The 24,030-nt window shown below is 48.4% G+C and carries 27 protein-coding genes and 1 riboswitch; of the genes, 7 read left to right on the top strand and 20 right to left on the bottom strand.

Annotated features, from left to right (window positions below):
• The first annotated feature begins 22 nt into the window (after nt 1–22).
• Nucleotides 23–1,747 (top strand): phosphoenolpyruvate--protein phosphotransferase, encoded by a 1,725-nt coding sequence (gene ptsP / locus KNQ09_RS09180; RefSeq protein ID WP_023469128.1) that lies wholly within the window; start codon nt 23–25, stop codon nt 1,745–1,747.
• 108 nt (nt 1,748–1,855) lie between these two features.
• On the opposite strand, the gene KNQ09_RS09185 is transcribed toward ptsP, so the two are convergent.
• From KNQ09_RS09185 to KNQ09_RS09210, 6 genes are all read right to left on the bottom strand, one after another.
• Nucleotides 1,856–3,373: an MDR family MFS transporter gene (locus KNQ09_RS09185; RefSeq protein WP_064299465.1), complete on the bottom strand. Its 1,518-nt coding sequence runs from the start codon at nt 3,371–3,373 to the stop codon at nt 1,856–1,858.
• 152 nt (nt 3,374–3,525) lie between these two features.
• On the bottom strand, nt 3,526–5,634 hold the full coding sequence (gene ptsG, locus KNQ09_RS09190) for a glucose-specific PTS transporter subunit IIBC (RefSeq protein WP_064299464.1): 2,109 nt from the start codon (nt 5,632–5,634) through the stop codon (nt 3,526–3,528).
• 130 nt (nt 5,635–5,764) lie between these two features.
• Nucleotides 5,765–7,288 carry a glucose-specific PTS transporter subunit IIBC gene (gene ptsG / locus KNQ09_RS09195; protein WP_029342409.1) on the bottom strand — a complete coding sequence of 508 codons (1,524 nt, stop codon included), beginning with the start codon at nt 7,286–7,288 and terminating at the stop codon, nt 5,765–5,767.
• A 217-nt stretch (nt 7,289–7,505) separates the two neighbouring features.
• Complete coding sequence (gene glcT / locus KNQ09_RS09200) at nt 7,506–8,363, bottom strand: glucose PTS transporter transcription antiterminator GlcT (RefSeq protein WP_023469132.1); 858 nt, start codon at nt 8,361–8,363, stop codon at nt 7,506–7,508.
• Between the two features lie 101 nt (nt 8,364–8,464).
• Nucleotides 8,465–8,782 carry a YuiB family protein gene (locus KNQ09_RS09205; protein ID WP_023469133.1) on the bottom strand — a complete coding sequence of 106 codons (318 nt, stop codon included), beginning with the start codon at nt 8,780–8,782 and terminating at the stop codon, nt 8,465–8,467.
• 81 nt (nt 8,783–8,863) lie between these two features.
• Nucleotides 8,864–10,075 carry an NAD(P)/FAD-dependent oxidoreductase gene (locus KNQ09_RS09210; RefSeq protein WP_029342410.1) on the bottom strand — a complete coding sequence of 404 codons (1,212 nt, stop codon included), beginning with the start codon at nt 10,073–10,075 and terminating at the stop codon, nt 8,864–8,866.
• 243 nt (nt 10,076–10,318) lie between these two features.
• Here KNQ09_RS09210 and KNQ09_RS09215 point away from each other — a divergent pair, with 243 nt between their 5' ends.
• Complete coding sequence (locus tag KNQ09_RS09215; RefSeq protein ID WP_023469135.1) at nt 10,319–11,317, top strand: NAD(P)/FAD-dependent oxidoreductase; 999 nt, start codon at nt 10,319–10,321, stop codon at nt 11,315–11,317.
• A gap of 260 nt (nt 11,318–11,577) precedes the next feature.
• Here the strand turns inward: KNQ09_RS09215 and KNQ09_RS09220 are convergent, their stop codons facing one another.
• From KNQ09_RS09220 to KNQ09_RS09240, 5 genes are all read right to left on the bottom strand, one after another.
• Nucleotides 11,578–11,904: a GNAT family N-acetyltransferase gene (locus tag KNQ09_RS09220; protein ID WP_214858194.1), complete on the bottom strand. Its 327-nt coding sequence runs from the start codon at nt 11,902–11,904 to the stop codon at nt 11,578–11,580.
• 18 nt (nt 11,905–11,922) lie between these two features.
• Nucleotides 11,923–12,069 carry a hypothetical protein gene (locus KNQ09_RS09225; protein WP_214858196.1) on the bottom strand — a complete coding sequence of 49 codons (147 nt, stop codon included), beginning with the start codon at nt 12,067–12,069 and terminating at the stop codon, nt 11,923–11,925.
• Nucleotides 12,066–12,557, bottom strand: coding sequence for a GNAT family N-acetyltransferase (locus tag KNQ09_RS09230; protein WP_251138119.1), 492 nt, complete (start codon nt 12,555–12,557; stop codon nt 12,066–12,068). The genes KNQ09_RS09225 and KNQ09_RS09230 overlap by 4 nt, the downstream gene beginning before the upstream one ends.
• A gap of 8 nt (nt 12,558–12,565) precedes the next feature.
• Nucleotides 12,566–13,432, bottom strand: coding sequence for an NAD-dependent epimerase/dehydratase family protein (locus KNQ09_RS09235; protein WP_214858200.1), 867 nt, complete (start codon nt 13,430–13,432; stop codon nt 12,566–12,568).
• 117 nt (nt 13,433–13,549) lie between these two features.
• The gene (locus KNQ09_RS09240; protein ID WP_029342414.1) at nt 13,550–13,900 is read right to left on the bottom strand and encodes a HesB/IscA family protein; all 351 of its coding nucleotides are present in this window, start codon (nt 13,898–13,900) and stop codon (nt 13,550–13,552) included.
• A gap of 111 nt (nt 13,901–14,011) precedes the next feature.
• Nucleotides 14,012–14,153: riboswitch (FMN riboswitch) on the top strand.
• 155 nt (nt 14,154–14,308) lie between these two features.
• Between KNQ09_RS09240 and KNQ09_RS09245 the strand changes: the two genes are divergently transcribed.
• Nucleotides 14,309–14,875: an ECF transporter S component gene (locus KNQ09_RS09245; RefSeq protein ID WP_214858202.1), complete on the top strand. Its 567-nt coding sequence runs from the start codon at nt 14,309–14,311 to the stop codon at nt 14,873–14,875.
• Nucleotides 14,876–14,951: 76 nt separating this feature from the next.
• Here KNQ09_RS09245 and KNQ09_RS09250 read toward each other — a convergent pair whose 3' ends face one another.
• Nucleotides 14,952–15,185, bottom strand: coding sequence for a YuzB family protein (locus tag KNQ09_RS09250; protein WP_023469141.1), 234 nt, complete (start codon nt 15,183–15,185; stop codon nt 14,952–14,954).
• A gap of 92 nt (nt 15,186–15,277) precedes the next feature.
• Here KNQ09_RS09250 and KNQ09_RS09255 point away from each other — a divergent pair, with 92 nt between their 5' ends.
• On the top strand, nt 15,278–16,330 hold the full coding sequence (locus KNQ09_RS09255; RefSeq protein ID WP_055968842.1) for an NAD(P)/FAD-dependent oxidoreductase: 1,053 nt from the start codon (nt 15,278–15,280) through the stop codon (nt 16,328–16,330).
• Nucleotides 16,331–16,370: 40 nt separating this feature from the next.
• Here the strand turns inward: KNQ09_RS09255 and KNQ09_RS09260 are convergent, their stop codons facing one another.
• Entirely contained in the window at nt 16,371–16,667 is a 297-nt protein-coding gene (locus KNQ09_RS09260) for a DUF1462 family protein (protein ID WP_064299461.1), read from the bottom strand.
• A gap of 109 nt (nt 16,668–16,776) precedes the next feature.
• On the opposite strand from KNQ09_RS09260, the gene KNQ09_RS09265 reads away from it, so the two are divergent.
• Entirely contained in the window at nt 16,777–17,004 is a 228-nt protein-coding gene (locus KNQ09_RS09265; RefSeq protein WP_012371190.1) for a NifU family protein, read from the top strand.
• A gap of 42 nt (nt 17,005–17,046) precedes the next feature.
• On the opposite strand, the gene KNQ09_RS09270 is transcribed toward KNQ09_RS09265, so the two are convergent.
• Nucleotides 17,047–17,811, bottom strand: a complete 765-nt coding sequence (locus KNQ09_RS09270; protein WP_214858204.1) for a TIGR01457 family HAD-type hydrolase — start codon at nt 17,809–17,811, stop codon at nt 17,047–17,049.
• 6 nt (nt 17,812–17,817) lie between these two features.
• Nucleotides 17,818–18,261 carry a DUF86 domain-containing protein gene (locus KNQ09_RS09275; protein WP_214858206.1) on the bottom strand — a complete coding sequence of 148 codons (444 nt, stop codon included), beginning with the start codon at nt 18,259–18,261 and terminating at the stop codon, nt 17,818–17,820.
• 151 nt (nt 18,262–18,412) lie between these two features.
• Between KNQ09_RS09275 and glpX the strand changes: the two genes are divergently transcribed.
• Nucleotides 18,413–19,393, top strand: a complete 981-nt coding sequence (gene glpX / locus KNQ09_RS09280; protein ID WP_029342420.1) for a class II fructose-bisphosphatase — start codon at nt 18,413–18,415, stop codon at nt 19,391–19,393.
• A gap of 35 nt (nt 19,394–19,428) precedes the next feature.
• Complete coding sequence (locus KNQ09_RS09285) at nt 19,429–19,704, top strand: DUF3055 domain-containing protein (RefSeq protein ID WP_023469147.1); 276 nt, start codon at nt 19,429–19,431, stop codon at nt 19,702–19,704.
• Nucleotides 19,705–19,737: 33 nt separating this feature from the next.
• Here the strand turns inward: KNQ09_RS09285 and KNQ09_RS09290 are convergent, their stop codons facing one another.
• The 5 genes from KNQ09_RS09290 to KNQ09_RS09310 form a co-directional block, all read right to left on the bottom strand.
• Nucleotides 19,738–20,184, bottom strand: a complete 447-nt coding sequence (locus KNQ09_RS09290) for a general stress protein (RefSeq protein WP_064299459.1) — start codon at nt 20,182–20,184, stop codon at nt 19,738–19,740.
• A gap of 85 nt (nt 20,185–20,269) precedes the next feature.
• A complete protein-coding gene (locus KNQ09_RS09295; RefSeq protein ID WP_029342423.1) occupies nt 20,270–20,647 on the bottom strand; it encodes a YutD family protein in 378 nt (125 codons plus the stop codon).
• Nucleotides 20,648–20,741: 94 nt separating this feature from the next.
• Nucleotides 20,742–21,641, bottom strand: a complete 900-nt coding sequence (lipA, locus tag KNQ09_RS09300) for a lipoyl synthase (RefSeq protein WP_023469150.1) — start codon at nt 21,639–21,641, stop codon at nt 20,742–20,744.
• 62 nt (nt 21,642–21,703) lie between these two features.
• Nucleotides 21,704–23,005 carry a bifunctional metallophosphatase/5'-nucleotidase gene (locus KNQ09_RS09305; protein WP_064299458.1) on the bottom strand — a complete coding sequence of 434 codons (1,302 nt, stop codon included), beginning with the start codon at nt 23,003–23,005 and terminating at the stop codon, nt 21,704–21,706.
• A 21-nt stretch (nt 23,006–23,026) separates the two neighbouring features.
• Nucleotides 23,027–23,869, bottom strand: a complete 843-nt coding sequence (locus KNQ09_RS09310; protein ID WP_064299457.1) for a DUF72 domain-containing protein — start codon at nt 23,867–23,869, stop codon at nt 23,027–23,029.
• Between the last annotated feature and the right edge of the window lie 161 nt (nt 23,870–24,030).

Consider the following 24,030-nt stretch of genomic DNA (forward strand, 5'->3'; position numbering starts at 1 on the left):
TACTGAAAAGAGGGTAATGCACATGGCACAACATATCAAGGGAATTGGCGCTTCTGCAGGGATCGCGATTGCAAAAGCATTCGTGATGGAAACACCGGTCTTTGAGATTCCATCGCACAAAATCGAGGATGCAGCTGCGGAAAAAGAACGTTTCCAAGCAGCGATCGCAAAATCGAAGACAGAACTCGAAGTCATTCGTGAAAATACCTTACAAGAATTAGGTCCAGATAAAGCGGAAATCTTCTCGGCTCACCTTCTCATCTTAGAAGATCCGGAAATCGTCAGTCAGGTGAACGCAAAAATCGAGGACGAGCAAGCAAATGCTGCAAAAGCACTCGATGAAGTCGCAAACATGATGGTCATGATTTTCGAATCGATGGATAACGAATACATGCGCGAACGTGCAGCAGACGTTCGTGACGTCACGAAACGGACGATGGCTCACCTTCTCGGTATCACGTTCGTCACTCCAGCTCAAATCAACGAAGAAGTCATCATCATCGCGGAAGACTTGACTCCTTCGGATACAGCTCAATTGAACCGTAAATATGCTAAAGGTTTCGCAACGAACATTGGTGGCCGGACATCGCACTCTGCCATCATGTCACGTTCACTCGAAATTCCAGCAGTCGTCGGAACAAAAGTCGTCTTGACGGACGTTAAACACGGCGATCTTCTCATCCTTGATGGTGCAGAAGGTGACGTCATCGTCAACCCAAGCGAAGAGCAAGTTGCTGAGTATGAAGCAAAACGCGCAGCATACATCGCACAAAAAGAAGAGTGGAAAAAACTCAAGAACGAAAAAACAATGACGGCTGACGGTCATCACGTCGAGCTCGCTGCAAACATCGGTACACCAAACGATGTCAAAGGCGTTTTGGATAACGGTGCAGAAGCAGTCGGTCTCTACCGTACGGAATTCCTCTACATGGATGCAGAGACATTCCCAACGGAAGATGAGCAGTTCACAGCTTACAAAACGGTTCTCGAATCAATGGGCGATAAAAAAGTCGTCATCCGGACACTTGATATCGGTGGCGATAAAGAATTGTCGTACCTTGATCTCCCACACGAGATGAACCCTTTCCTCGGTTACCGTGCGATCCGTCTCTGTCTCGATCAAACAGACTTGTTCCGTACACAATTACGCGCACTTCTTCGTGCGAGTGCATACGGTAAACTCGCTGTCATGTTCCCGATGATCGCAACGATCGAAGAGTTCCGTGCTGCAAAAGCACTTCTCCTTGAAGAGAAAGCAAACCTCCAAGCTGAAGGCGTTACGGTATCGGAAGACATCGAAGTCGGTATGATGGTCGAAATCCCAGCAACGGCAGTCATGGCTCGTCAGTTCGCAAAAGAAGTCGACTTCTTCTCTGTTGGAACGAACGATTTGATTCAATACACGATGGCGGCAGACCGGATGAACGAAAAAGTATCATACCTGTACCAACCGTTCAACCCAGCGATCTTGAACCTCTTGAACAACGTCATCACTGAAGCACACAAAGCAGGCAAATGGGTCGGTATGTGTGGTGAGATGGCAGGAGAAGAATTGGCACTCCCAATCCTTCTTGGTCTTGGTCTCGATGAGTTCTCAATGTCAGCATCATCTGTTCTTCGCGCTCGTAGCTTGATGACACGTCTCAACAAGTCAGAATGTGAAGCAATCGTTGAGCAAGTACTCGATATGGATACAGCAGAAGAAGTCGTCGACTTCCTCAGCACGACTTTCGACATCAAAAAATAAGTTCTGTCAGACGAATCTGGAACAATCCAGGTTCGTCTTTTTTTGTCTTGTTAAACAAAAAAACAACGCCTCTTTCTAATAAGAAAGAAGACGTTGTTGAAACGGTGATCATTGAGCTTGTTTCTTCTTTTCTGGAGTAGCTTGTTCCGACAAAATCGGACGCTCGTTCCCCATCAAGAAGATAAAGATGACACCGAGTACTGCTGGAATCAGTGCCCAGAAATAGACGGTTGAGATCGATTCTGCAAGCGACGTCTTGATTGCTGTCGCAACTTCTGGTGGCATTTTCGCAAACGCATCAGCCGTTGGGAACTGTCCACCGGACGGCGCTCCACCTTGCGGCAACCGATCCGCTACAGCTGACGTGAACGTCCGTGATTGAATGATTCCGAGGACCGTGACACCAAGCGTCATCCCGATTGTCCGGAATGTTGAGCCCATCGAGGTCGCTGCGCCACGTCGTTGCATCTCGATCCCATTGATACTCGCTAGGTTCAACAAGGAGAAGCTGAAGCCAACACCGAATCCGAGAATGATCATATAGATCGTTACCGCTGTCCGCGATGTCTCAAGCGTCATCGTACTAAGGAGATAGACACCGAGTAGGAAGAAGACCGCCGAGACGATCATGATGTTCCGGAAACCAAACTTATTCGGCAACTGTCCACCAAGTTGCGCTGAGATGACCGAGGCGATCAACATCGGCATTAGGATCAGACCGGAGTTCGTCGCGCTTCCACCAAAGACACCTTGCACGAAGATTGGAATGAATACACTCGCTGAGATAAAGACGAATCCATAAAAGAACGCCACGCCTTGTGTTGCCGCAAATAAGCGACGGCGGAATAGACTGAACGTAATGACGGGATCCGCGGCACGTCGTTCAGCAAATGCGAAGGCAACGAACGCGACGAGCGCTGCTCCGAACAGACCAAGAATTTGTGGCGAAGACCATGCATACTCTTTGCCACCCATTTCGAGCGCGAGTAAGAATAAAACTAATCCGGCGACAAGCGTAAAGGCACCGACGTAGTCGATTTTCTGTGTCCGGTGCACCGGTGATTCCTGATAGAAGACCGTCACGAGACCAAGGGCAATCAATCCGAGTGGGATATTGATATAAAACACCCAGCGCCAGTCGAGCGAATCCGTCAATACGGCACCAAGCAACGGTCCGAAGATACTCGAAATTCCGAAGACCGCTCCAAACAACCCACTGACTTTCCCCCGTTTTTCCGGTGGGAAGATATCAAAGATGATTGTAAAGGCGATCGGCATCAACGCCCCACCACCAAGCCCTTGCAAGGCACGATAGGCAGACAGCTCAATGATCGAGTCTGCCATTCCACATAAGATACTTCCCACCATGAAGAGGAGCATCCCAAAGAGGAAGAAGCGTTTTCTTCCATACATGTCACTCAATTTACCGAAGATCGGCATTCCGGCAACGGTTGCGATCATGTAAGCCGACGTGACCCATGCATACTGATCAAACCCATTCAGTTCGCTGACAATCGTCGGCATCGCTGTCGCAACAATCGTGTTATCCATTGCTGCGACTAAAATCCCAATCAATAATCCGATGACGACAGGTGTCGTATTCGTTTTTGTTGTAGTCGAAGACATCGACGCACCTCATTTCTCAAAAAATTAGCTAACTCTTATAATAGCTAACTCATTGTATCATCATATGTGCAAAATCTCATTATCAAATGTGCTCTACGATCGTTTCACACAAAAAAGACGGATCGCTCAGGGCGATCCGTCGCTTTTCTTCTTTACTCTACTCGATATGAAATCGCTTCTCCGGCTTCGACCGTCCGTCCGACATCAACATCAACTTTTCGATCCCCACTATTCGTGACGATGATCGGCGTCAGTAATGATGGTACGAGTGGTCGTACTTGTTCAAGATCGACATTGAGGAGTGGCGTCCCCGGTTCGACACGATCGCCGGCTTTCGCCAACGCCTCGAACCCTTTTCCTTCGAGTGACACCGTATCAATACCGATGTGAATCAAGATTTCATCTCCATTATCCGCAAGAATACCGATTGCGTGTTTCGTCGGGAAGAACGTCGTGATCTCACCAGAGACAGGGGAGACAACATATCCTTCCGTCGGTTCAATCGCGTATCCGTCACCCATCATACGACCAGAGAACACTTGATCCGGTACATCATCGAGAGAACGAATGATACCGCTCAGTGGTGCGACATATCCATCTTCAGGCACGTAAGCCCCACCACGATCTCCAGCGAGTGGACCGGCATCTGCTGTAGTTCCAGAAGTCCGTGCTTCGTCTCCCGTTGGTACTTGTGGAATTGGGTCTGCTTCTGGTGTCTCTTTCGGTTTATAATTTGGATCTTTCATGATATCTGCCATTTCTGTCTTGATCCCATCGGATTTCGGTCCAAAGATGGCCTGGACGTTATCTCCGACTTCAAGAACACCAGCAGCACCGAGCTCTTTCAAACGATCCTTGTTGACGCCTGATTTATCATTGACCGTAATCCGAAGACGCGTGATACAAGCATCTAAATGTTTAATGTTTGATGGACCACCGAATGCTTGTAGAATTTCATACGGTAGATCACCTGCTTGTGCCGTAGAGGTAGCGGCACCTTCCTTAATTGCTTCGCGCCCCGGAATCTTCAGATCAAACTTCGTGATGACGAAGCGGAATCCGAAGTAGTAGATGACGGCGAAGACAAGACCGACTGGAATGACGAGCCACCACGAGGTTCGGTTCGGTAGAATCCCGAATAACGTGTAGTCAATCAGTCCACCGGAGAACGTCATCCCGATCTTGACGTTCAGTAAATCCATGATCATGAATGAAAGACCTGCAAAGACAGCGTGAACGGCAAACAAGAGTGGTGCAACGAATACGAAGGAGAACTCGACTGGCTCCGTGATACCAGTCAGGAAAGAAGTCAACGCAGCTGAGAAGTAAAGACCTTCGACGGCTTTACGACGATCTTTTGCGACCGTATGGTACATCGCAAGACAGGCTGCTGGAAGACCGAACATCATGAATGGATATTTCCCGGTCATATATGTCCCTGCTGTAAATGGTACACCGTCCTTCAACTGTGCGAAGAAGATCCGCTGATCCCCGTTGATGATCGTTCCGGCTTTATCCGTATATTCTCCGAACTGGAACCAGAAGCTTGAGTACCAGATATGGTGAAGACCAAACGGAATCAACGAACGTTCGACGAGTCCAAAGATAAAGGCAGACAACGGTTCGTTCGCTTCGATGATTGTTTTTGAGAATGTGTTGATTCCACTACCGATCGGTGGCCAAATATACGACAAGGCAAACCCGGCGACAAGACTGAATAAGGCGGTTGCGATCGGAACAAAACGCTTCCCTGCGAAGAATCCGAGGAAATCAGGCAGTTTGATTTTAAAGAATTTATTATAACTGTACGCTGCTATCAAACCGGCAATGATCCCTCCGAATACCCCCATTTGCAAGGTCGGTATCCCGAGGACCGTCGCATACGACAAGTCACTCGCCTTCTGTGCTTCCGTGATTTTTTCTGGTGTGATCTGTAAAAACGAACTGATGACCTTGTTCATGATCAAGAAACCGACGATCGCTGCTAGACCGGCGACCCCTTCCCCATTCGCAAGACCAATCGCGACCCCGACGGCAAACAGTAACCCGAGATTCGCAAAGATGATATCACCCGCATCCTGCATGACTCGCCAAATGACGACTAGCGAATCGTTCTCGAGGAACGGTAAATATTGCGTCAAGTTCGGGTTTTGAAACGCTGTCCCGAACGCGAGCAATAGCCCCGCTGCCGGTAAAATCGCTACCGGTAACATCAGGGCCTTACCGATCCGCTGTAAGACACCAAACACGTTTTTCCACATGCGTATATTCCCTCCTTTTTTAAACAAACTACTTAATTCATACCCTAAAATATTCTAGCGCAAAACGATTCTAAAAGATTTTTCCAAAAAAAAATGAGCCCTTCCGCAGAAGGACTCATTTCTTAAAACATTAGACTGTTTTTTCTTGTTTACGTGATGCGATGACGGCTTGAATTTCAGACTTGATGTTGTCTGATTTCGGTCCGTAGATCGCTTGAACGTTGTTACCAACTTCAAGGACACCAGCAGCACCTAATTTTTTCAACTCATCTTTGTTGACTTTTGATTTGTCGAGAACTTCGACACGAAGACGTGTGATACATGCATCCAAGTGTTTGATGTTCGACTCTGAACCGAGTGCATCAAGAATACCTTCAGCGAGTTCAGAACCTTGAGCAGATGAAGTCTCTTGCGCTGCATCTTCACGACCTGGAGTTTTCAGGTTGAATTTGCGGATTGCGAAACGGAATCCGACATAGTAGATGACAGAGAGTGCAAGACCGACGACGATGACGAGCCACCACTGCGTGCGTCCTGGAAGAACACCGAAGAGAAGGAAGTCAATCAAACCACCAGAGAATGTCATACCGATCTTAACGTTCAACAATTGCATCGTCATGAACGAGAGACCTGCGAAGACTGCGTGAACTGCGAACAAGATTGGAGCAACGAACAAGAATGCGAATTCGATTGGCTCTGTGATACCTGTCAAGAATGCTGTAAGTGCTGCTGATCCAAGAAGACCACCAACGACTGCACGGCGCTCAGGACGAGCTTCATGGTACATAGCAAGAGCTGCTGCTGGAAGACCGAACATCATGAACGGGAATTTACCAGTCATGAACGTACCAGCAGTCAATTCAACGTTATCTTTCAATTGAGCGAAGAAGATCGCTTGGTCACCACGAACGACATCACCTGCTGCATTCGTGTACGAACCGAATTCGAACCAGAATGGTGCATAGAAGATGTGGTGAAGACCGAATGGAATCAACGAACGTTCGATGAGACCGAAGACGAATGCTGCGAGTGTTGGGTTCTTCTCCATCATGAAGTGGGAGAATGTGTTCAATCCGTCCTGAGCGAACGGCCAAACGAATACAAGCACAAGACCAGCGAACAATGAAACGACAGCAGTAACGATTGGAACGAAACGTTTACCAGCAAAGAATCCGAGGAACTGCGGCAATTCGAGATTATGGTACTTCCCATACGCCCAAGCTGCGATCAGACCGATGATGATACCTCCGAATACCCCAGTTTGAAGTGTTGGGATACCGAGTACGTTTGCATACCCTTGACCGTTAGCAACCATTTCTGGTGTAACGCCGAGCCAAACGCTCATTGTTTTGTTCATGATCAAGAATCCGACGATTGCCGCAAGTCCGGCTGCGCCGTCCCCTGCAAGACCAATCGCGACACCGACCGCGAATAAGAGTGCTAAGTTACCGAAGATGATATCCCCGGCTGCTTCCATCAATTTTGCAACCTTGATGATTGCATCATTTTTCAAGAACTCGAGTTTTGACGTCAAGTTCGGATTTTGCATCGCGTTACCGAATCCGAGTAGGATACCGGCAGCTGGCAAAATCGCTACAGGAAGCATCAACGCTTTACCGACACGTTGAAGAACAGCAAAAATCTGTTTGAACATGTGTGTTTCCTCCTTTTCCTGTTAAGAGCGAAGTATGATGAATAATGCCAATGATTGAGACGAAAAAAGTCAGACATCTGACCGATTTTTTACAGAAAAAAATCAGGCACGAGCGGATTGTAGACAATAGACTTATCCCGTTGCATAACGGAAATAAAGCTTCTTGCCCGACATCCCACTCATGCCTGATCGTATCAGTAACACGTAGTCCGTGCGGTCATTTACCTGAATCGTACTGCACTAAGCGTTGCAGATGCATCGTAAGATACGTCGCCTCACCGCGCGGTACCGCTTTCTTCAACTGACGTTCCATGATGGACATCAGCTCCCAAGCAGTATCATAGCATAGCGGATATTCTTCACGCAATAGCTTTTCTACTTTTTCTGGAGCCTCTAGATACTCCCCATTGGAAACCCTTTCAATCGCTGAACGAAGATGCCGAATCAGACGCTTGTAATCAAGCGATTTTCGATCGATTTTAATCTCCAGTCGCTGTTCGATATGACTAGCAATTAAACCGACGAGTTGATGATGGCGGTTGACTTCAAGTACGTCTTTGAAGTTCGTCGCCGAATGAATATGAAGTGCGATGAATCCTGTCTCCGCTGGAGGCAGGTAAAAATTCATCTCGGCACTGATGAACTCGACGATTTCTTCTGCAAGGGCGTACTCTTCCGGATACAAGGCTTCCGTTTCAGCAAGAAACGGATTCGTGACTTCCATTCCTTGTTCCAGTCGCTTGAACGTAAACGTCAAATGATCCGTCAATCCAATATGGATATGTTCGTCGACCTTTTTTCCGAAGCGTGTCTCGATCATCGAGACGATCTCGTTCATCAACGCGATGAAATTTTCATCGAGATGACCGACGAGCGCCTTATATTGATCCTGTTCTTCTTTATCCTTCAACGTGTAGACTTTTTCCAACTTGTCGAGATCTGTCAGTTGATCGCCTGGCTTCCGACCGAAGCCAATCCCTTTCGCGAGGATAATGACTTCCTGATTCGCACCAGTCGAACAAATGACGACATTATTATTCAATACCTTGATAACGTGGTACATTTGTTTATCCATTCGCTCTCAACCCAATCTGCTCTTACACATTTATTTAAAGACATTGTTTTTATTATAACGGTTTTTCAGACACGAAAAAAGCCTACTTACTCAAGTAGACTTTAAAACATTTGGTAACCGCTCTTACGCAAGAAGCGAATCGATAGACCGGCGATGATGATTCCGGCAAGACCAGCCGCGAACATCGTGATATCCGCTGTCTGTAGACCAGCAATCCGGTCTCCGAGATTCGGAATCGCTTCACGAGCATTCGTGAAGTATTCGAGCGTCGATTGGTTGTCGATCATCATGATGATGATGACCGGATAGAGTACGAGCATCACCCACGTACTCCGCAACAACATGTTTAAGATGAATCCGATACTAAAGAACATGACGAGATAAAGCACACTCCCGATCACGGCTTGAATGATATGCATACTGTTCCCCCTTTGAATCTCTTCTAGTATAACCGACAAAAAAGGCAAATGCACGAGTGTACATTTGCCTAAAACGTGAACTTAGAACTTCCCTTTTTTGATCGCAAGACCAAGCTTTTTCAGTTCGAAGAAGTGTTTGTTGTCGATGACTTTTTTCATGAACGATGCATTACGACCGTAAATCTTCTTACCAAAGACCATGCCGATGCCGTCTTTGTGACCAAGCGAAGCGACCGTTCCTTTGTTCTCGTACGTGAACGTCGATGTTTGACGGCCCGCGATGAGTGCTGCGATGTTCTCAGCGACTTTGTGTGCTTGTTGTGTCGCGATTTGTGCAGTCGGTGGGTACGGACGGTTCGAACTTGGGTCCATGACTGCTGAACAGTCACCGATCATGAAGACATTGTCGTGTCCTGGAACACGGAGATCTTCTTCAACGACGACACGGTTACGCATCGCTTCGAAACCAGATGCTGCAACGACAGGGTTACCGCTGACGCCACCAGTCCAGATGATCGTGTTCGCTTCGATCGTCTCAGTCGTGTCGCCTTGAAGCGGACCGAATGTGACGCTTCCTGGTCCACATTCCTTGATGCCGTTACCGAGTTTGAACTCGATGCCTTGGCGCTCAAGCCATTTGTGTGCATAGTTGACGAGATCTGCATCGAATCCTGGAAGGACTGTCGGTGCTGCCTCGATGTTGACGACACGAACGAGTTCGCGTGGAATGTCATATTGTTTGCACAGTTCTGGAATACGGTTGACGAGCTCACCCATGAACTCGATTCCTGTGAATCCAGCACCACCAACGACGATCGTCAAGAGTGAACGATCTTGTGATCCTGTTGTTTTGTACTGTGCGAATGAGTAATCGATATGTTCCTTGATTTTACGGACGCTGTTCAACGAGCTGATCGTCAGAGCGTGTTCCTTCAATCCTTTGATACCGAATGTTTCAGGAACGCCACCGAGAGCAACGACGACGTAATCGTAAGGAACTGTTCCGCCATCTTGTAAGAGAACCGTTTTAGCAGCCGTGTCGACTTTCTCAACGATACCTTTGACAAGTTTGACGCGTGACGGGTTGATGACATCATTGATGTAGATGCGCGCTTGCTCCGCAGACATCGTACCTGCAGCTGGTTCATGCAACCAAGTTGTTTGGTAATGATAGTCGTGTTTGTTGATCAACGTGATGTTCGCTTGATCGACGCCGAGTTTCTTTTGAAGGTTGACTGCTGTGATCAATCCACCGTAGCCCGCTCCAAGAATAACAATGTTAGGTGTGTTCATGTTCTGATACTCCTTACGAATCGTAGTTTTGTTGTGATTTTCTTCACATTCAATTACAGACGAATGCTCAAAAATTTTGTTCAAATAATGTTCACATGTCTATAAGCCTATTGAAACACTTTTCAGGAATGATTGCAAAAGAAAAATGTAATTTCCCTTAAAAAAATGTGAGATGTTCCGTACTTGCACCTTCACCCCCTACTTCCTATATAATGGACCTATCCAACGCTAGGAGGGAATCAGATGCACCAACCATATGATGTCACGATCATCGGCGGCGGTCCGGTCGGACTGTTCACCGCGTTTTATTCAGGAATGCGCCAGATGAAGACGAAGGTCATCGAGAGTCTACCTCAATTAGGTGGTCAACTCGCTACGCTTTATCCTGAAAAATATATATACGATATTGCCGGTTTTCCGAAAGTAAAAGCACAGGAACTGGTCGATCGGTTGCTTGAACAAGCAAATGAATTCGATCCGACCTATGTGCTCGGTGAGACCGTCATCGCCTATGAACGAATGGATGACGGAATCATCCGCCTCGTCACGAACAAAGGCGAGCATTATACGAAGACCGTCATCTTGACGGCAGGAAACGGCTCGTTCGCTGCGCGTCCACTCGGAGTAGCGGATGCAGAACGCTTCGAAGAAACAAACTTACACTATTTCGTCAACGACATGGAACGTTTCAAGGATCGCCAAGTCGTCTTACTGGGTGGCGGTGACTCAGCAGTTGACTGGTCATTGATGCTTGAGCCGATCGCAAAATCCGTCACGCTCGTCCACCGTCGTGATAAGTTCCGTGCCCATGAACATTCGGTCGAACTGTTACACGATTCGTCCGTCAACGTCATGACGCCGTATACACTTGAATCAGTTACAGGTGAGACGCACATCGAGACGCTGACGTTCAAACATGCTGAAAGTGGTGAAGTCGTCGTCGTCGCTGCCGACGATGTCGTCTGTAACTTCGGTTTCGTCTCGTCACTCGGACCGCTCAAAGAATGGGAAGTCGAATTCGAACGCAATTCGATTCGTGTCAATTCGAAGATGGAGACTGCGATTCCAGGCGTCTTCGCTTGTGGTGATATCGCGACTTACGAAGGACGCGTCAAACTGATCGCAACGGGCTTCGGTGAAGCACCAATCGCCGTTAACCAAGCGAAACTTCTCGTTGATCCATCTGCTCGTCATCCGCAACACTCGACGAGTCTGTTCGAAAAAGTAACGAATCATTCTTGATCAGTCACTTGACAGTCCATCTTTACGGACCGATCCAATATTCTCGCTTTCCTCAGGCGGGAGATAAGCCGCGGTATCCCGCACTCCGTGCGGCTTTCCGGGTCTTATCTATCCCTGACGGAAGCACATAACATGCTTCCTTTTCCTGTAGGAGTCGAGAATATATGGTTTCGCCCGTATCATGAATAATAAAGAACCTTCCAGATCAGCTTCTGGAAGGTTCTTTATTTGTTCTTAGCTCTCGCAATGTATTCATCTGTCTATCTCGTTCTTAGTTGGATAGGCATCCGATAAACCCGTTGCACGAGTTCCACTCCACCACGCTCAATCATCGATTCTTTGAAGACCTGACCACCGAATCGTTCGTAAAACTGGCACGCAGGATTATCCCGCAAGACAGAAACCTGCATCGTCTCATATTCCGCTAAGTCCTCAGCGATGCGTTGAAACAACGCTTTCCCGAGTCCCTGCCCTTGAGACGCTTGCAAGACATAAATCGCATAAAGCTCCCCTTCACGCGCATCACTTCGATTCGGTCCGCCTTGCGCGAAGCCAACGACTTCTTCTCCTGAAACGGCAACATACACGCGCTGATCGACTAACGTCTACTCCCATTGTTTCGTCCGTTTTTCGTACGATAACTGCGCTAAATAAGTGTCCGGGATGATACCTTGATACGTCTCCCGCCAAGCGTCGATATGAACGCGAGCGATGGCTGACGCATCTTCAAGATGTGCTTCACGGATTCTCATAACAAGATGATAAAGCGACGTGTCTCGCGTCCATTACGAACAGTCGGCTCGATTTCTTGTCCGCCGTTCGCTAAGATGACACGACATGATGCTAGATTATCAACGCCACACGTCAACAGTACTTGATCCAGTCCACGCTGGCGTGCTTCTTCAAGCGCAAGTCGAAGACCACTCGTCGCATATCCTTTCTGACGCTCGGATGGTCGGATTCCGTATCCGATATGTCCGCCGTACAACTTCAAGTTCTCCGTCAAGTCATGCCGGAAGTTCAACGCTCCGACGATTCGTTGCCCGTCGACCATCCAGTACGTCGTATGGGTGACGAGACCCGGTCTGACCGTCGTCTCCATTTCCTTAAGTTCCGCGAAATAAGCGCCAAGTGGTTCATATGTGTCTCCGACTGCTTCCGGCACGATCGTTTCGCCCGATTCTCGCCAGTCTTCTAAAAAAGCGCGGTACTCCGTTTCCCATTCAAGAGTCGGTTTCATCAACTGCATCATTGGTGATTGCGCACCTCCTCTTCAATCAAACGATCGAGCCAGTCATCGATATGTTGAAACAGATAGCCTGCTTGTTTTGCAGCTGTCGTATCCATATAGAAATCACGTTCCGGTGCAAGCGGCGATTCATCTTCTCCTTTTGCAACGAGTTGACTCGTCGTTCCCGCAACGTGGTCGATCTTATCCACTAGGTCTTGAATTGATAAGACACCGTCACTCGCAGCGTTGATCGGTCCCGTCAGTTCGGAACGACCACACCACTCAAGAAAGGCAGCGGCTTCGTAACTTGAGATATACCCCATCTTCGCGTATGTGTTTTCGGCAACGATCGGACGACCGTCAAGCGCCCGCTTGATATGAAAGACGAGTCGCTCCGTATAGTCATCTGGTCCGAGGACGACCGGAAAACGGACCGCAACGACTGGGAACGTCGCCCGTTGGAAGAAATAACTCTCCGCTTGGCGTTTCCCTTCGCCATATCCATGTTCCTTCTCGAGGTCATATTTCCCGGGAAACGGATTGTAGGCACGCTCCGTGATATTCGCACCACCGTCTTCATAGACAGACATCGTCGACGTCAACACGTAGCGCCCGACTTTCCCTTCAAACGCGTCGATCGCAAGCTTGGCTTGATACGGCGTGAAGCAAATGTTGTCATAGATGACATCCCAGTGCTGTTGGTTTAAGTCCTTCATCGTACTACTTGACGTCCGATCCCCTTTGAAAAATGTCAAGCCCTTCGCGACTGGTGGCGTATGCTCGCCGCGTGTGACGATCGTCACGTCATCCCCCGAATCGGCTAAGCGAATTGCAAGCCGGCGTCCGAAATAGCGCGTTCCCCCGAAGATCAATACTTTTCTCATCCTGAAGCCCTCCCTGTTCGTAGTAGCATTCACTCTCTTAATATTTCGAGTCAACGGAACAGGTCTCCTGTATACGGACAATAAAAAAATCGTGGACGATGTCCACGATTGGATTCATTAACAGCCACCCGGTGTCCCGGCATTCGTTGCCGTCCGGAACGAAGTCCCGCAACCGCATGTTGCGATGGCATTCGGATTCGTGATCGTGAATCCGCCGCCAAGCATCGACTGTTTATAATCGATTTCCAGTCCTTTGACGACCGGGTAATCTTTTTCGTCCACGATGACGGTCACGCCGTGCTGTTCGAAAACGAGATCCGTTTCTTTCTGTTGGTCGAATCCCATTCCGTACGACAGACCACTACATCCACCACCTTGGACGAGCATCCGAAGATTCCGTTCATCTGCTGGTGCCTGCGCCATCATGTCCTGGACTTGTAGCGCTGCTGCCTCCGTTAAATGGATCATGTCATCACCTTCCTTTTCTTTAGTATACGCAACTTCTGAGCGAATCGAAACCTAGTTGCTTGAAACTATCTTGAATTCGTTGTATAAATGGTATGTACAATAAAATAATCGTTCCATCTTCAGGGCAGGGTGAAATTCCCGACCGGCGGTAAACAACTCATATGAGTTGAAGCCCGCGAGCGAATAGGGCGCTATTTGCTGATTCTGTGTAATTCAGGAGCCGACAGTACAGTCTGGATGGGAGAAGATGGCGGCATGAGTTTGAATTTGATCGATTTTTGCAACAATCGATTAGGTTTATTTAATGCGGACTTCTCCCCTGTTGATCTCATCAATAGGGGTTTCTTTATGGACGCAGTCATGCCAATACTTCATCGAGAGGAACGAGCAAAAGGAGACAATACTCGTATGAAACGCACACAAAAAATGGTCACTCTGTCAATGTTAGGTTCAATCTCATTTGTTCTTATGCTTATCAATTTTCCACTACCGTTCTTACCGAACTATCTGAAGATCGACTTCAGTGATGTTCCTGCTCTCGTCGCAGCGATCATGTTCTCACCGGTCGCAGGTGTCATCGTCGAAGCATTGAAGAACGTGTTGTACTATATCTTCCGCGGAAGTGGTGTTCCGGTCGGAGAATTCGCGAACTTTGCTGCTGGCATCGCATTCGTACTTCCTGTCAGCTGGTTCTACCACAAAAAGAAATCAACACAAGGTCTCGCAACTGGTCTCGTCGCTGGTACGATCACGATGGCACTCGGTCTTGCGATTCTCAACTATATCTTGATCCTTCCAGCGTATGCATGGTTCCTCGGTATGGACTACATGGCGGATCCAGCTGTCAAATGGACAGCGATCACAGCCGGTATCTTACCGTTTAACGTCATCAAGGCGTTGTTCATCTCGGCACTCTTCATTCCGTTGTTCTTGAAACTACGACCATGGATGATGCGCCGTCAACAATCTGCCTGATCCGAAAAGCTGCGCCCGCTGACGGACACGAATCCCCTCGTTCAGACGAACGAGGGGATTTTTTGGCTGTCCGTGCTCACAGCTCATTTTCTTCGATTTTTAGGTAAATCTTTTCGAGTAACTCTTCCGGTGTCTCGCCTACGACGGTCTCACCATCAACGAGACAAAAATGATCAAGCGAACAAATGCCGCAATAGCCGAGGCAACCGTATTCGACGACGTCGACGTTCGGGTCACGTTCGAGTTGCTCCATGACGACCTGTGTACCAGCCGCTAAGTTACTGATACAAAATTCAATAATCGGATTCACTTTTTTTCCTCCTTCAAGCAGGAAACGACCTGCCTCATGTCGTATTATACAAGGTCAGACTGATTTAGGGGAACTAAGGGGGATTTTACGTTATGAAGCAATTGGTCGTACTCGGCGGAGGATATGGTGGAATGCGGATTTGTGAGCGATTCAAGGACGAGGAAGTTGCCGTCACGCTCGTCGACCGTCTACCGTACCACGCACTCAAAACGGAATATTACGCACTCGCAGCAGGTACATTATCAGATCGGGATGTCCGGATTGAATTTCCGGAGGGGAAACATCTTACTTATAAATATGGACATGTCATTAAAATTTCACCAGAGACGAATACGGTCCACCTGCAGGACGGATCAGAATTATTCTATGATGACTTGATCATCGCCCTCGGTTGCGAGGATAAATACCACAACATTCCGGGTGCTCAAGAGTTTACATACAGCATCCAGACACTTGAAGAATCGCGCAAGACACAGCAAGCGATCTGTGGTCTGTCACCGGGGTCCGTCGTCTCGATCGTCGGTGCTGGTCTATCTGGTGTCGAACTCGCCAGTGAACTGCACGAGAGCCGGAAGGATTTGACGATTCGTTTGTTCGACCGCGGTCCATCCGTTTTATCATTCTTATCCGACAAAGTCTCATCTTACGTTCAGGAATGGTTCGAGGAGCATGACGTGGAAGTCATCAACAATTCGAACGTCACGCTCGTCACAGCGGACGACGTGCGTAACGGCGACGATACGTACCCGTCGGACTTGACGATTTGGACGGCAGGTACGCAACCGGTCAAAGTCGTTCGTGATCTCGGCTTTGCTGCAGACAGTGGTGGTCGGATCAAATTGACGGAACATCATCACGTACCAGAATACGATAACGTCTTCGTCATCGGCGATTGTGCCAGCTTGCCGTATGCGCCAAGCGGTCAACTCGCAGAACATCAGGCAGAACAAGTCGTCGACGTCTTGCAAGCGAAATGGCAAGGGAAGAAATTGCCGAAACTGCCAGAAATCAAACTACGCGGGATGCTCGGATCGCTCGGAAAATCAGACGGTTTCGGGATCGTCATGGGCAAGCAAGCGCTGACGGGGAAAGTCCCACGTCTCTTGAAGTCCGGTGTCTTATGGAAACACAAAAAGATTAAATGAGCAAAAGAGGTGTCCCGATCTTGGGATACCTCTTTTTCATTCATCCCGTCTGACTTAACTTTGCATCAATCGCTGCCGTAATCGTCTTCAGCTTGACGTACCCCTCGTCAATCATCTCATCATCAAGCACGATCAATGGATAAAAATAGACATCCTCTTTTAAGGCTTCCGTCCATTGATCCGCTGTCGCTGTCTCGAAATCGACATAGCGTAGCGTCATTTCTTGCTCATATTTTCGCCCGAGGACGGCTTGTAGCCAACTGAACGTCTCTTCCGAGCTGGGTGCCCCGACACAACTCGGACAAGTGACTGCTGTCCCGTAAACCGTGATTTCCATCTTGAAGTCCCCCTTTTCAATTCTCTCCTCTTTAGTATACAAGTTTTCCAGATTGAGAACATTTTTCAACCCTGTTACAATGAAACTATACGAAAGGATGTGTTTACGCATGGAAATGTTTGATCAAGTGAATGAAGTTCTTGAAAAATTGCGTCCGTTCCTTCTTCGTGATGGAGGAGACGTTGAACTCGTAGATGTAGAAGACGGAATCGTAAAACTCCGTTTGATGGGAGCTTGTGGTAGCTGCCCAAGTTCAACGATCACATTGAAGGCCGGTATCGAACGTGCCCTTCTTGAAGAAGTCGCTGGCGTCGTTGAAGTCGAACAAGTCTTCTAATACATGAAATCCCGAACGAATTCTCGTTCGGGATTTTTTGATTCATAGAATCCATTCGGCTAATGTATCGACCATGTATGTCGGTTGACGATCCTGACCTTGAATGAAGACTGGTGTATGGACGCCAGAATTGACGTGCATCGTCCGGATGCCTCCATTGATTCCGAATAGAATATCCGTATGGTAGTTATCCCCGACCATGATGACGTCTTCTTTTGACAGACCAATCATCTCCGTTGCGATATCGACCATGACCGATTCCGGTTTACCGATGAAGAACGGTTCCTTCTCCGTCGTCACGCGCAGTACGGACGTCAAGGCACCGTTTCCTGGTAAGAATCCACGTTCTGTCGGAATGGTGATGTCTCCGTTCGTCGAGATGAAGCGAGCACCGGCACGAATCGCGAGGGCACCGACAGCGAGTTTTTCATACGTGATTTGACGGTCGAGACCGATGACGACGTAATCTGCCGCTTCGGTTGCGACAACGTCTAACCCTTCCCGTTCAAGCGCATCAATCAGTCCTGTCTCACCGATGGCATAGACGCGTGCTTTCGGTGATAGATCAGCGATATAACGACCAGTCGCCATCGCACTCGTCAAGACGTGTTTCGCATCGGAATGAACACCCATCCCGCGTAATTTCTCCGCCACGGCTTCTGCCGTCATCGACGCATTATTCGTCACGAACAAATACGGAATGCCTTCTGCTTGCAGACGATTGACGAACTCGACCGCTTCTTTTACCGGTTCCGTTCCGTTATACATCGTTCCATCTAAATCAAATAAATAGCCTTTTGCCTTCATCCTGACTCACTCCTCGTTTGGTAAAAATGCAGACACCGGTCCGAGTTCTGTCTCGATATACCGGCGAATCGCTTCCGGGAAACGACGTAGTTCTGCTTCCTCTGTCTCAAGTACCGCCCGAATCTCCGCTATACTCGACTGTGTGAATGACCGGACGATCAACGTACGTAACGCAACGAGCTTCTTCAGACTCGTCGCGAGCGGTCCATCGATGACCTTCTCATCTTCTAAAATGAGAATGATATCTTCATAACTTCCCGGATCCCGCATGATGAATCCATCAATCATACTGTTTCCGATGTCGATGACACTTTCGATGACTAAAAAACCGATCCGTTCCATAGCCAGTGCCGTCGTCACCGGATCCCCCGTAACTTCCTTACTTTGTCGAAGTGCCGTCTCATAACAGACGACCGTCTCTTCGATTTTTTGACGATTGACGAAATACATCTTCATTCCCCCTCACATCCTCCATTTTATCGTTATCCGGCAATCCTGAAAAGCAGAAAGGTCATTTGCATCACATTCCCCAATGTGTTATCCTCAATTTAGATTTTTGCTGAAAATAGTATGTCACATTGGTGACGTGGAGGTTATATACATGGAACGGGAACTCGCACTGGAAATCGTACGCGCTACGGAAGCAGCAGCATTAGCTTCTGCTCAATGGATTGGTCGCGGTAAGAAAAATGAAGCGGATGATGCAGCAACGACTGCGATGCGCGAAGTCTTGAACACGGTCAACATGAACGGAACGGTCGTCATCGGTGAAGGTGAGCTCGACGAAGCACCAATGCTCTTCATCGGCGAACGTGTCGGAACAGCAAACGGTCCAATCGTTGACATCGCCGTCGACCCGCTTGAAGGTACGAACATCGTTGCCAAAGGTCTCGGTAATGCAATGGTCGTCATCGCCGTCGCCGATCAAGGTGCCCTGCTCCACGCACCGGATATGTATATGGATAAATTAACAGTTGGACCAAACTTAAAAGGGCACGTCTCGCTCGACGATCCACTTGAAGTCATCATTGAAAAAGCAGCTCAATACAACAACAAACGGATTGAGGACGTCACGGTCATCATGCAGGATCGCCCGCGTCACGATCACTTCCGCGAAGCCGCGATGCGGATGGGCGCACGGGTTCGTCTATTTGAAGACGGCGATGTCTCAGCTGGAATCGCACCACTCTCTCCTGCGACAGGAATCGATATCTTCATCGGAACAGGTGGTGCTCCTGAAGGTGTCATCACGGCTGCTGCCGTCAAAGCGATGGGCGGCGACATGCAGGCACGTTTACATCCGATGAACGAAGAAGAAACCGCTCGTGTCATCCGGATGGGGCTTGAAGATCCGCTTCAACTCTTGACGCTTGATGACCTCATCAAAAGCGACGATTGTATCTTTGCTGCGACCGGCGTCACGACGGGCGAAATGCTCGACGGCGTGAAGTTCTTGACGGATGATATCGTTGAGACGACATCCCTTGTCATGCGTTCAAAGACACGGACGATTCGAAAAGTCATCGCCGAGCATAGCTTATCGCGTAAACCATACTTGCAAAAAGTCCCCCAAACCCTTTAATCTGAAACAGATGTTAGGGAAATGAGGGAAGCTGAATGATGGAAGAACGTGATTTTTTATATGATGATGTCGAACAAACGAAGACACGCTTCGTCAGTTGGATTGGAGAAGCCAGTCGGTTTGATCTCGCCATCACCCACTCAGAGCATTTTTACGGTAAGATTCTCGTCTTGAATCTCTTATCGAATCGCTATGCGATCATCGGTGCGGATGATTTTGATGAACCTGGCTATATCGCGACGGCGTTTGACGTCGAAGACGATGCAGCAACGGAACTCGAGATGTATCTTCGCGCTTATATCGGTCTATGAAAAAAGCCTTCGTCCGCGGACGAAGGCTTTTTCTTATAAGAGACGATCGTTTCGCTCATTTAGTGTATTTGGTCCGCTGAAGACGTTCGTGTTGTCTGACTCGTCATGGGCACGGCGTTCTGAATGCTGATCCGCTTCATCACCGACGAGTAATACGAATTGACCACTTTCGACCGCATGATTCGCACGATCGACGTCTTCCTTCGTCAAGCCACTTCCGTGGATAGCGTCTCCATGAGAGACCGTATCATCCTTTTTGAAGATGCTTTTGATTTCCTGCCAAAGATTACGATGATCTTCCTGCGACAGACGCGTAGACGTCTGTTGGTTGTTCAGATCCGCCAATTCCTCGATTTGTTCGAGATCGTATTTATCGTGCGCTAAGACTTTTAAATCAGTCGAGACGACACCGGCAACACGGAGATCGTGCACGGCACTGACGACTTCTGGTACGGATGAGTAAATTCCAACGATTCGCATGGATAGTTCCCCCTATAGGTACATGATACTTATAGTAATAGCCGAATTCCGTCCACTAGAAACGCTTTTCTGTATGACAGTTTAATTACTCGCCTTCCGTCTTCTCTGGTGCAGGTGCGAACTTCCGTTTCAACTTCAACGTATTGGATGAAGAACCGTCGAAGCGAGGTGGTGCTTCTTCTCCTTCTACCAATCCGATCTTCTTGACGATGAAGTAGGCACATCCGAAGTTACAGTATTCGTAGAGATAATCCGCCACATGCGAAATCTTCGTATCGAATGTCGCTTTCTCGTGTTGATCCTCATAGAAGCCACGTAGCCGTAATTGACCGTGCCCCCAGTCCCCCACGATATAATCATATTTCTCAAGGACGTCGCTAAAACGACCGATGAAGGCTTCCTCATTAAAACCTTCGCGCTTCTCTTCGACGACCTCATAACGTTCCCGATTGACTTGTATCATTATTCCCACCTCCTGCTGTTCTTATCATAGCATATTCCATTTCGCCTGGCAGACGAAAAACCGTCCGAGCAACTGCTCGAACGGTTTTTGATCATTAGTCGATCGGAAGTGCTGTTTTATTCTTTTTCGCTGCGTTGACTTGCTCATCCGCGTGATACGACGAACGAACGAGTGGACCTGCCTCACAGTGCGAGAACCCTTTGCTGAGGGCGATCTGCTTCAGTTCAGCAAACTCTTGCGGTGTATAGTATTTGATGACGTCGAGGTGTTTTTTCGTCGGTTGGAGATACTGACCGATCGTCATGATGTCGACGTTATTTGCGCGAAGATCATCCATCGTTTCAAGAATCTCTTCCCATGTCTCACCAAGACCAAGCATCAAGCTCGACTTCGTTGGAATTTCAGGTGCGAGTTCCTTCGAACGACGAAGGAATTCAAGCGTCCGGTCGTAAGTGGCTTTCGCACGAACGGTCGGCGTCAGACGGCGGACCGTCTCGATGTTGTGGTTCATGATGTCTGGTTGTGCATCGATCAGCGTTTTCAACGCTTCAAAGTTCCCGCCCATATCTGAAGGCAAGACTTCGATTGATGTCTCTGGGTTCATCCGACGCACTTCACGGACAGTTTCAGCGTAAACGCCTGCTCCGAAATCATTCAGATCGTCACGAGCAACCGCTGTGATGACCGCGTGCTTCAGGTTCATCAAACGAACGGATTCCGCGACACGTTTTGGTTCTTCGAGATCGAGTTCGTTTGGACGTCCTGTCGTCACGGCGCAAAAACGGCACGCACGTGTACAGATACTTCCGAGAATCATGAACGTCGCCGTCCGGCGTACCGCCCAACACTCGTGGATATTCGGACACTTTGCTTCCTCACAGACAGTATGTAGCTTTTTCTCGCGCATCATACTTTTTAATTCTGTGTAGGTTTCATTCGTATTCAGCTTGATTTTCAACCATTCCGGTTTACGTTGGATTTCTCCGCGTCCCATGGTTTCGCTTCCCCCTTCATCCCCAAAAAGTCAATTAATGTCTGCTTTAGTATAACAAACAATCAGGGTTTGCGAACATGCAATTCATTATATTCCGACTTCTCCGATAAGCGTTCGAACAATAAATCCCGTAACAATTCCGGCATGAAATATTCTTTTGGCATTTCTTTGATCGCTGGGAAGAGTGGACCGAATGTGAACATATCCGGCAAGACGACCGTATAGTTTCGCGTTGGCTCAAGCGGTTGATGTTCCGCCAAACCAGCATAATGCATCCGCCCCATCAACTTACCACGGAAACCGAGACCACGAACCTTTAGTTGTTCGAACTGATCTGTTTTGACTTCGTCGAGGAAAGTTTGGACTTCCACTCCGGTCATCGTCACTTTACAGGGATTGATCGGGTGCGGGCAGAGTCGATGTAAATCAAAGGCAGAGACAGGACCTGGTGGAAGTGACCCAAGCAGAATGCCTGCCGGGACACAAGCGATATCCGCATCACACCAGTCGCGCATCGTCTCGACAAGCAATTGTGAGAATGGCGACTCGCTGAACCAGTCATTGGCTAGACCCGATGTCTCGCCAATCGGCTCCTTCATCTGTTGTTCCGCAAGATACTGTTCCCGGTCGAGCAATTTTGCCGTCGCTTCATCCTCGGCGTAATCGTGCAAGGAGTGAAGGACCGCTTCCTTCTCACCCGTATCCGTATTCATGTAGATCTCACCTGCATATTGTCCATGTTTTCCCGCTTGCGTGATCAAGACACCGTTCTTGACGACGCCGTCATCAAGGACATGGTGCGTATGCGCACCGATGATCAAATCAAGTTCCGGAAACCGCATCGCCAGTTCTTCGTCTTGATAGAATCCAAGATGACTTAAACAAATCAAGACGTCAACTTCTTGACGCAACCGCTCGATTTCACGCGCTGCGACGTCAAACGGTTCTTCGATCGTCCAACCAAGTAAACCGTATAGTTCAATATACGGTGCCGTCAGACCAAAGACGCCGACTTTGCCGGTCGGTAATTCGTGAATGACCCCTTGTTTGGTAAAAGGCGCTTCTAAATTCGAGACGAGGACCGGAAAGTCCGCTTCCGTGTAGAGATTCGCTAACCAGTCATGCGGAAACGTGATGCCTTCATTGTTCCCGATCGTCACTGCGGTCGGCATCAACGCATTCAGTAGATGCGTATTGATCTTTCCTTTTGTTGCTTCCGTCGCTGGATCCACACGGTCAGCATGATCGCCGAGATCAAAAACGAGCGAATCGTACGTCCGGTGTTCCTTGACGAAGGACATGTAGCGAGGCCACATATCGAAGTGTGAGTGCAAATCATTATAGTGAATGATGTGTAACTTCATGCAGAAGCCCCCCTTGATGATTTAGAACAAAGAGATTTGTCGCGGCGCGAGTTCATAGTCGAGATCGAGAATCTCGATTAATCGTTTCGCATTCGGGGCAGCATCTCCTGCTGAGTTGTTATTGAAGAAAACATAGACATCTTTTGCTTCCGCTGCAACGTCGCGGACGTGACTTGCTAGCTCCTGTAGCTCGTCTTCCGAGTACCGATAGAGACAGCGGACTTTTCGCCAATCTTCGCTGCTTTGACCGGGTTTCTTTAACCAACCGGCTTTATTTCGTCCGTGGAGGCGGATGAATGCGGTCTCCTGCGTCACGACCGGTACGAATGGTACGGAACCATCTTCCGTCTGCGGTTCGTCACAAATCGTATGAATGAACTGATGTTCCTTCAGAAAACGGAGCGTCCGCTCACGATAAGCTTCCGAATACCACGATGGATTTCGGAACTCGATCGCGACTGGCAGTCCGGCAAGTGATTTTCGAATCGTTTGCAAATATTCCAAGTGCATTTTGCTGACATCGAACCAGGGCGGCAACTGCACGAGGATCGCCGCAATCTTTCCACTCTTTCGCATCGGTTCGATCGACGCGATATATTGTTCAAAAATCGGTCCGAGCGGATCTTTGTTATCCCGGTCGTGCCCACTCATCGCCCGGTGAACCTTGACGATGAAGCGAAACCCGTCCGGCGTCTCGGATGTCCATTTCTCATAGTTTCGTTCCGGTTGAATCGCATAGAATGTCGAGTCGACCTCGACCGCTGGAAAATGACCGGCATAGGCAGCCAGTTTCTCTTTACGATCTTGCGGGGTCAAGTAGAGACTATCATGATCTCCCCAGCCCGTGACACCGATATATATCATGCTCTCTTCCCCCTCGTATGTTCTATTCTACCTATTCATCATAGCATAGCAGAATCCGGGATTTCTTCTTCGATGCTTCCTAAGCAAACACTCTTTTTTCAGAAAAAAGACATCCCTCTCCTCCCTACTCATGCAGGAAGGAAAAGGATGCCTAGTCACCG

Source organism: Exiguobacterium sp. s191 (genome assembly GCF_018618955.1).
GTDB classification, from domain to species: Bacteria; Bacillota; Bacilli; order Exiguobacteriales; family Exiguobacteriaceae; genus Exiguobacterium_A; species Exiguobacterium_A abrahamii.

What these genes read in the sequence shown, in the direction of transcription:
- ptsP (WP_023469128.1), top strand. Translation starts at nt 23, where the DNA reads ATGGCACAACATATCAAGGGAATTGGCGCTTCTGCAGGGATCGCGATT.
- glcT (WP_023469132.1), bottom strand. Translation starts at nt 8,363, where the DNA reads ATGGATAAACAAATGTACCACGTTATCAAGGTATTGAATAATAATGTC.
- KNQ09_RS09285 (WP_023469147.1), top strand. Translation starts at nt 19,429, where the DNA reads ATGATGGAAGAACGTGATTTTTTATATGATGATGTCGAACAAACGAAG.
- KNQ09_RS09245 (WP_214858202.1), top strand. Translation starts at nt 14,309, where the DNA reads ATGAAACGCACACAAAAAATGGTCACTCTGTCAATGTTAGGTTCAATC.
- KNQ09_RS09205 (WP_023469133.1), bottom strand. Translation starts at nt 8,782, where the DNA reads ATGCATATCATTCAAGCCGTGATCGGGAGTGTGCTTTATCTCGTCATG.
- KNQ09_RS09275 (WP_214858206.1), bottom strand. Translation starts at nt 18,261, where the DNA reads ATGTATTTCGTCAATCGTCAAAAAATCGAAGAGACGGTCGTCTGTTAT.
- KNQ09_RS09260 (WP_064299461.1), bottom strand. Translation starts at nt 16,667, where the DNA reads ATGGAAATCACGGTTTACGGGACAGCAGTCACTTGTCCGAGTTGTGTC.
- KNQ09_RS09255 (WP_055968842.1), top strand. Translation starts at nt 15,278, where the DNA reads ATGAAGCAATTGGTCGTACTCGGCGGAGGATATGGTGGAATGCGGATT.
- KNQ09_RS09290 (WP_064299459.1), bottom strand. Translation starts at nt 20,184, where the DNA reads ATGCGAATCGTTGGAATTTACTCATCCGTACCAGAAGTCGTCAGTGCC.
- KNQ09_RS09295 (WP_029342423.1), bottom strand. Translation starts at nt 20,647, where the DNA reads ATGATACAAGTCAATCGGGAACGTTATGAGGTCGTCGAAGAGAAGCGC.
- ptsG (WP_029342409.1), bottom strand. Translation starts at nt 7,288, where the DNA reads ATGTTCAAACAGATTTTTGCTGTTCTTCAACGTGTCGGTAAAGCGTTG.
- KNQ09_RS09230 (WP_251138119.1), bottom strand. Translation starts at nt 12,557, where the DNA reads ATGAAACCGACTCTTGAATGGGAAACGGAGTACCGCGCTTTTTTAGAA.
- KNQ09_RS09215 (WP_023469135.1), top strand. Translation starts at nt 10,319, where the DNA reads ATGCACCAACCATATGATGTCACGATCATCGGCGGCGGTCCGGTCGGA.
- KNQ09_RS09210 (WP_029342410.1), bottom strand. Translation starts at nt 10,075, where the DNA reads ATGAACACACCTAACATTGTTATTCTTGGAGCGGGCTACGGTGGATTG.
- KNQ09_RS09305 (WP_064299458.1), bottom strand. Translation starts at nt 23,005, where the DNA reads ATGAAGTTACACATCATTCACTATAATGATTTGCACTCACACTTCGAT.
- KNQ09_RS09235 (WP_214858200.1), bottom strand. Translation starts at nt 13,432, where the DNA reads ATGAGAAAAGTATTGATCTTCGGGGGAACGCGCTATTTCGGACGCCGG.
- glpX (WP_029342420.1), top strand. Translation starts at nt 18,413, where the DNA reads ATGGAACGGGAACTCGCACTGGAAATCGTACGCGCTACGGAAGCAGCA.
- KNQ09_RS09185 (WP_064299465.1), bottom strand. Translation starts at nt 3,373, where the DNA reads ATGTCTTCGACTACAACAAAAACGAATACGACACCTGTCGTCATCGGA.
- KNQ09_RS09240 (WP_029342414.1), bottom strand. Translation starts at nt 13,900, where the DNA reads ATGATCCATTTAACGGAGGCAGCAGCGCTACAAGTCCAGGACATGATG.
- KNQ09_RS09270 (WP_214858204.1), bottom strand. Translation starts at nt 17,811, where the DNA reads ATGAAGGCAAAAGGCTATTTATTTGATTTAGATGGAACGATGTATAAC.
- KNQ09_RS09265 (WP_012371190.1), top strand. Translation starts at nt 16,777, where the DNA reads ATGGAAATGTTTGATCAAGTGAATGAAGTTCTTGAAAAATTGCGTCCG.
- ptsG (WP_064299464.1), bottom strand. Translation starts at nt 5,634, where the DNA reads ATGTGGAAAAACGTGTTTGGTGTCTTACAGCGGATCGGTAAGGCCCTG.
- KNQ09_RS09225 (WP_214858196.1), bottom strand. Translation starts at nt 12,069, where the DNA reads ATGAGAATCCGTGAAGCACATCTTGAAGATGCGTCAGCCATCGCTCGC.
- lipA (WP_023469150.1), bottom strand. Translation starts at nt 21,641, where the DNA reads ATGGGACGCGGAGAAATCCAACGTAAACCGGAATGGTTGAAAATCAAG.
- KNQ09_RS09310 (WP_064299457.1), bottom strand. Translation starts at nt 23,869, where the DNA reads ATGATATATATCGGTGTCACGGGCTGGGGAGATCATGATAGTCTCTAC.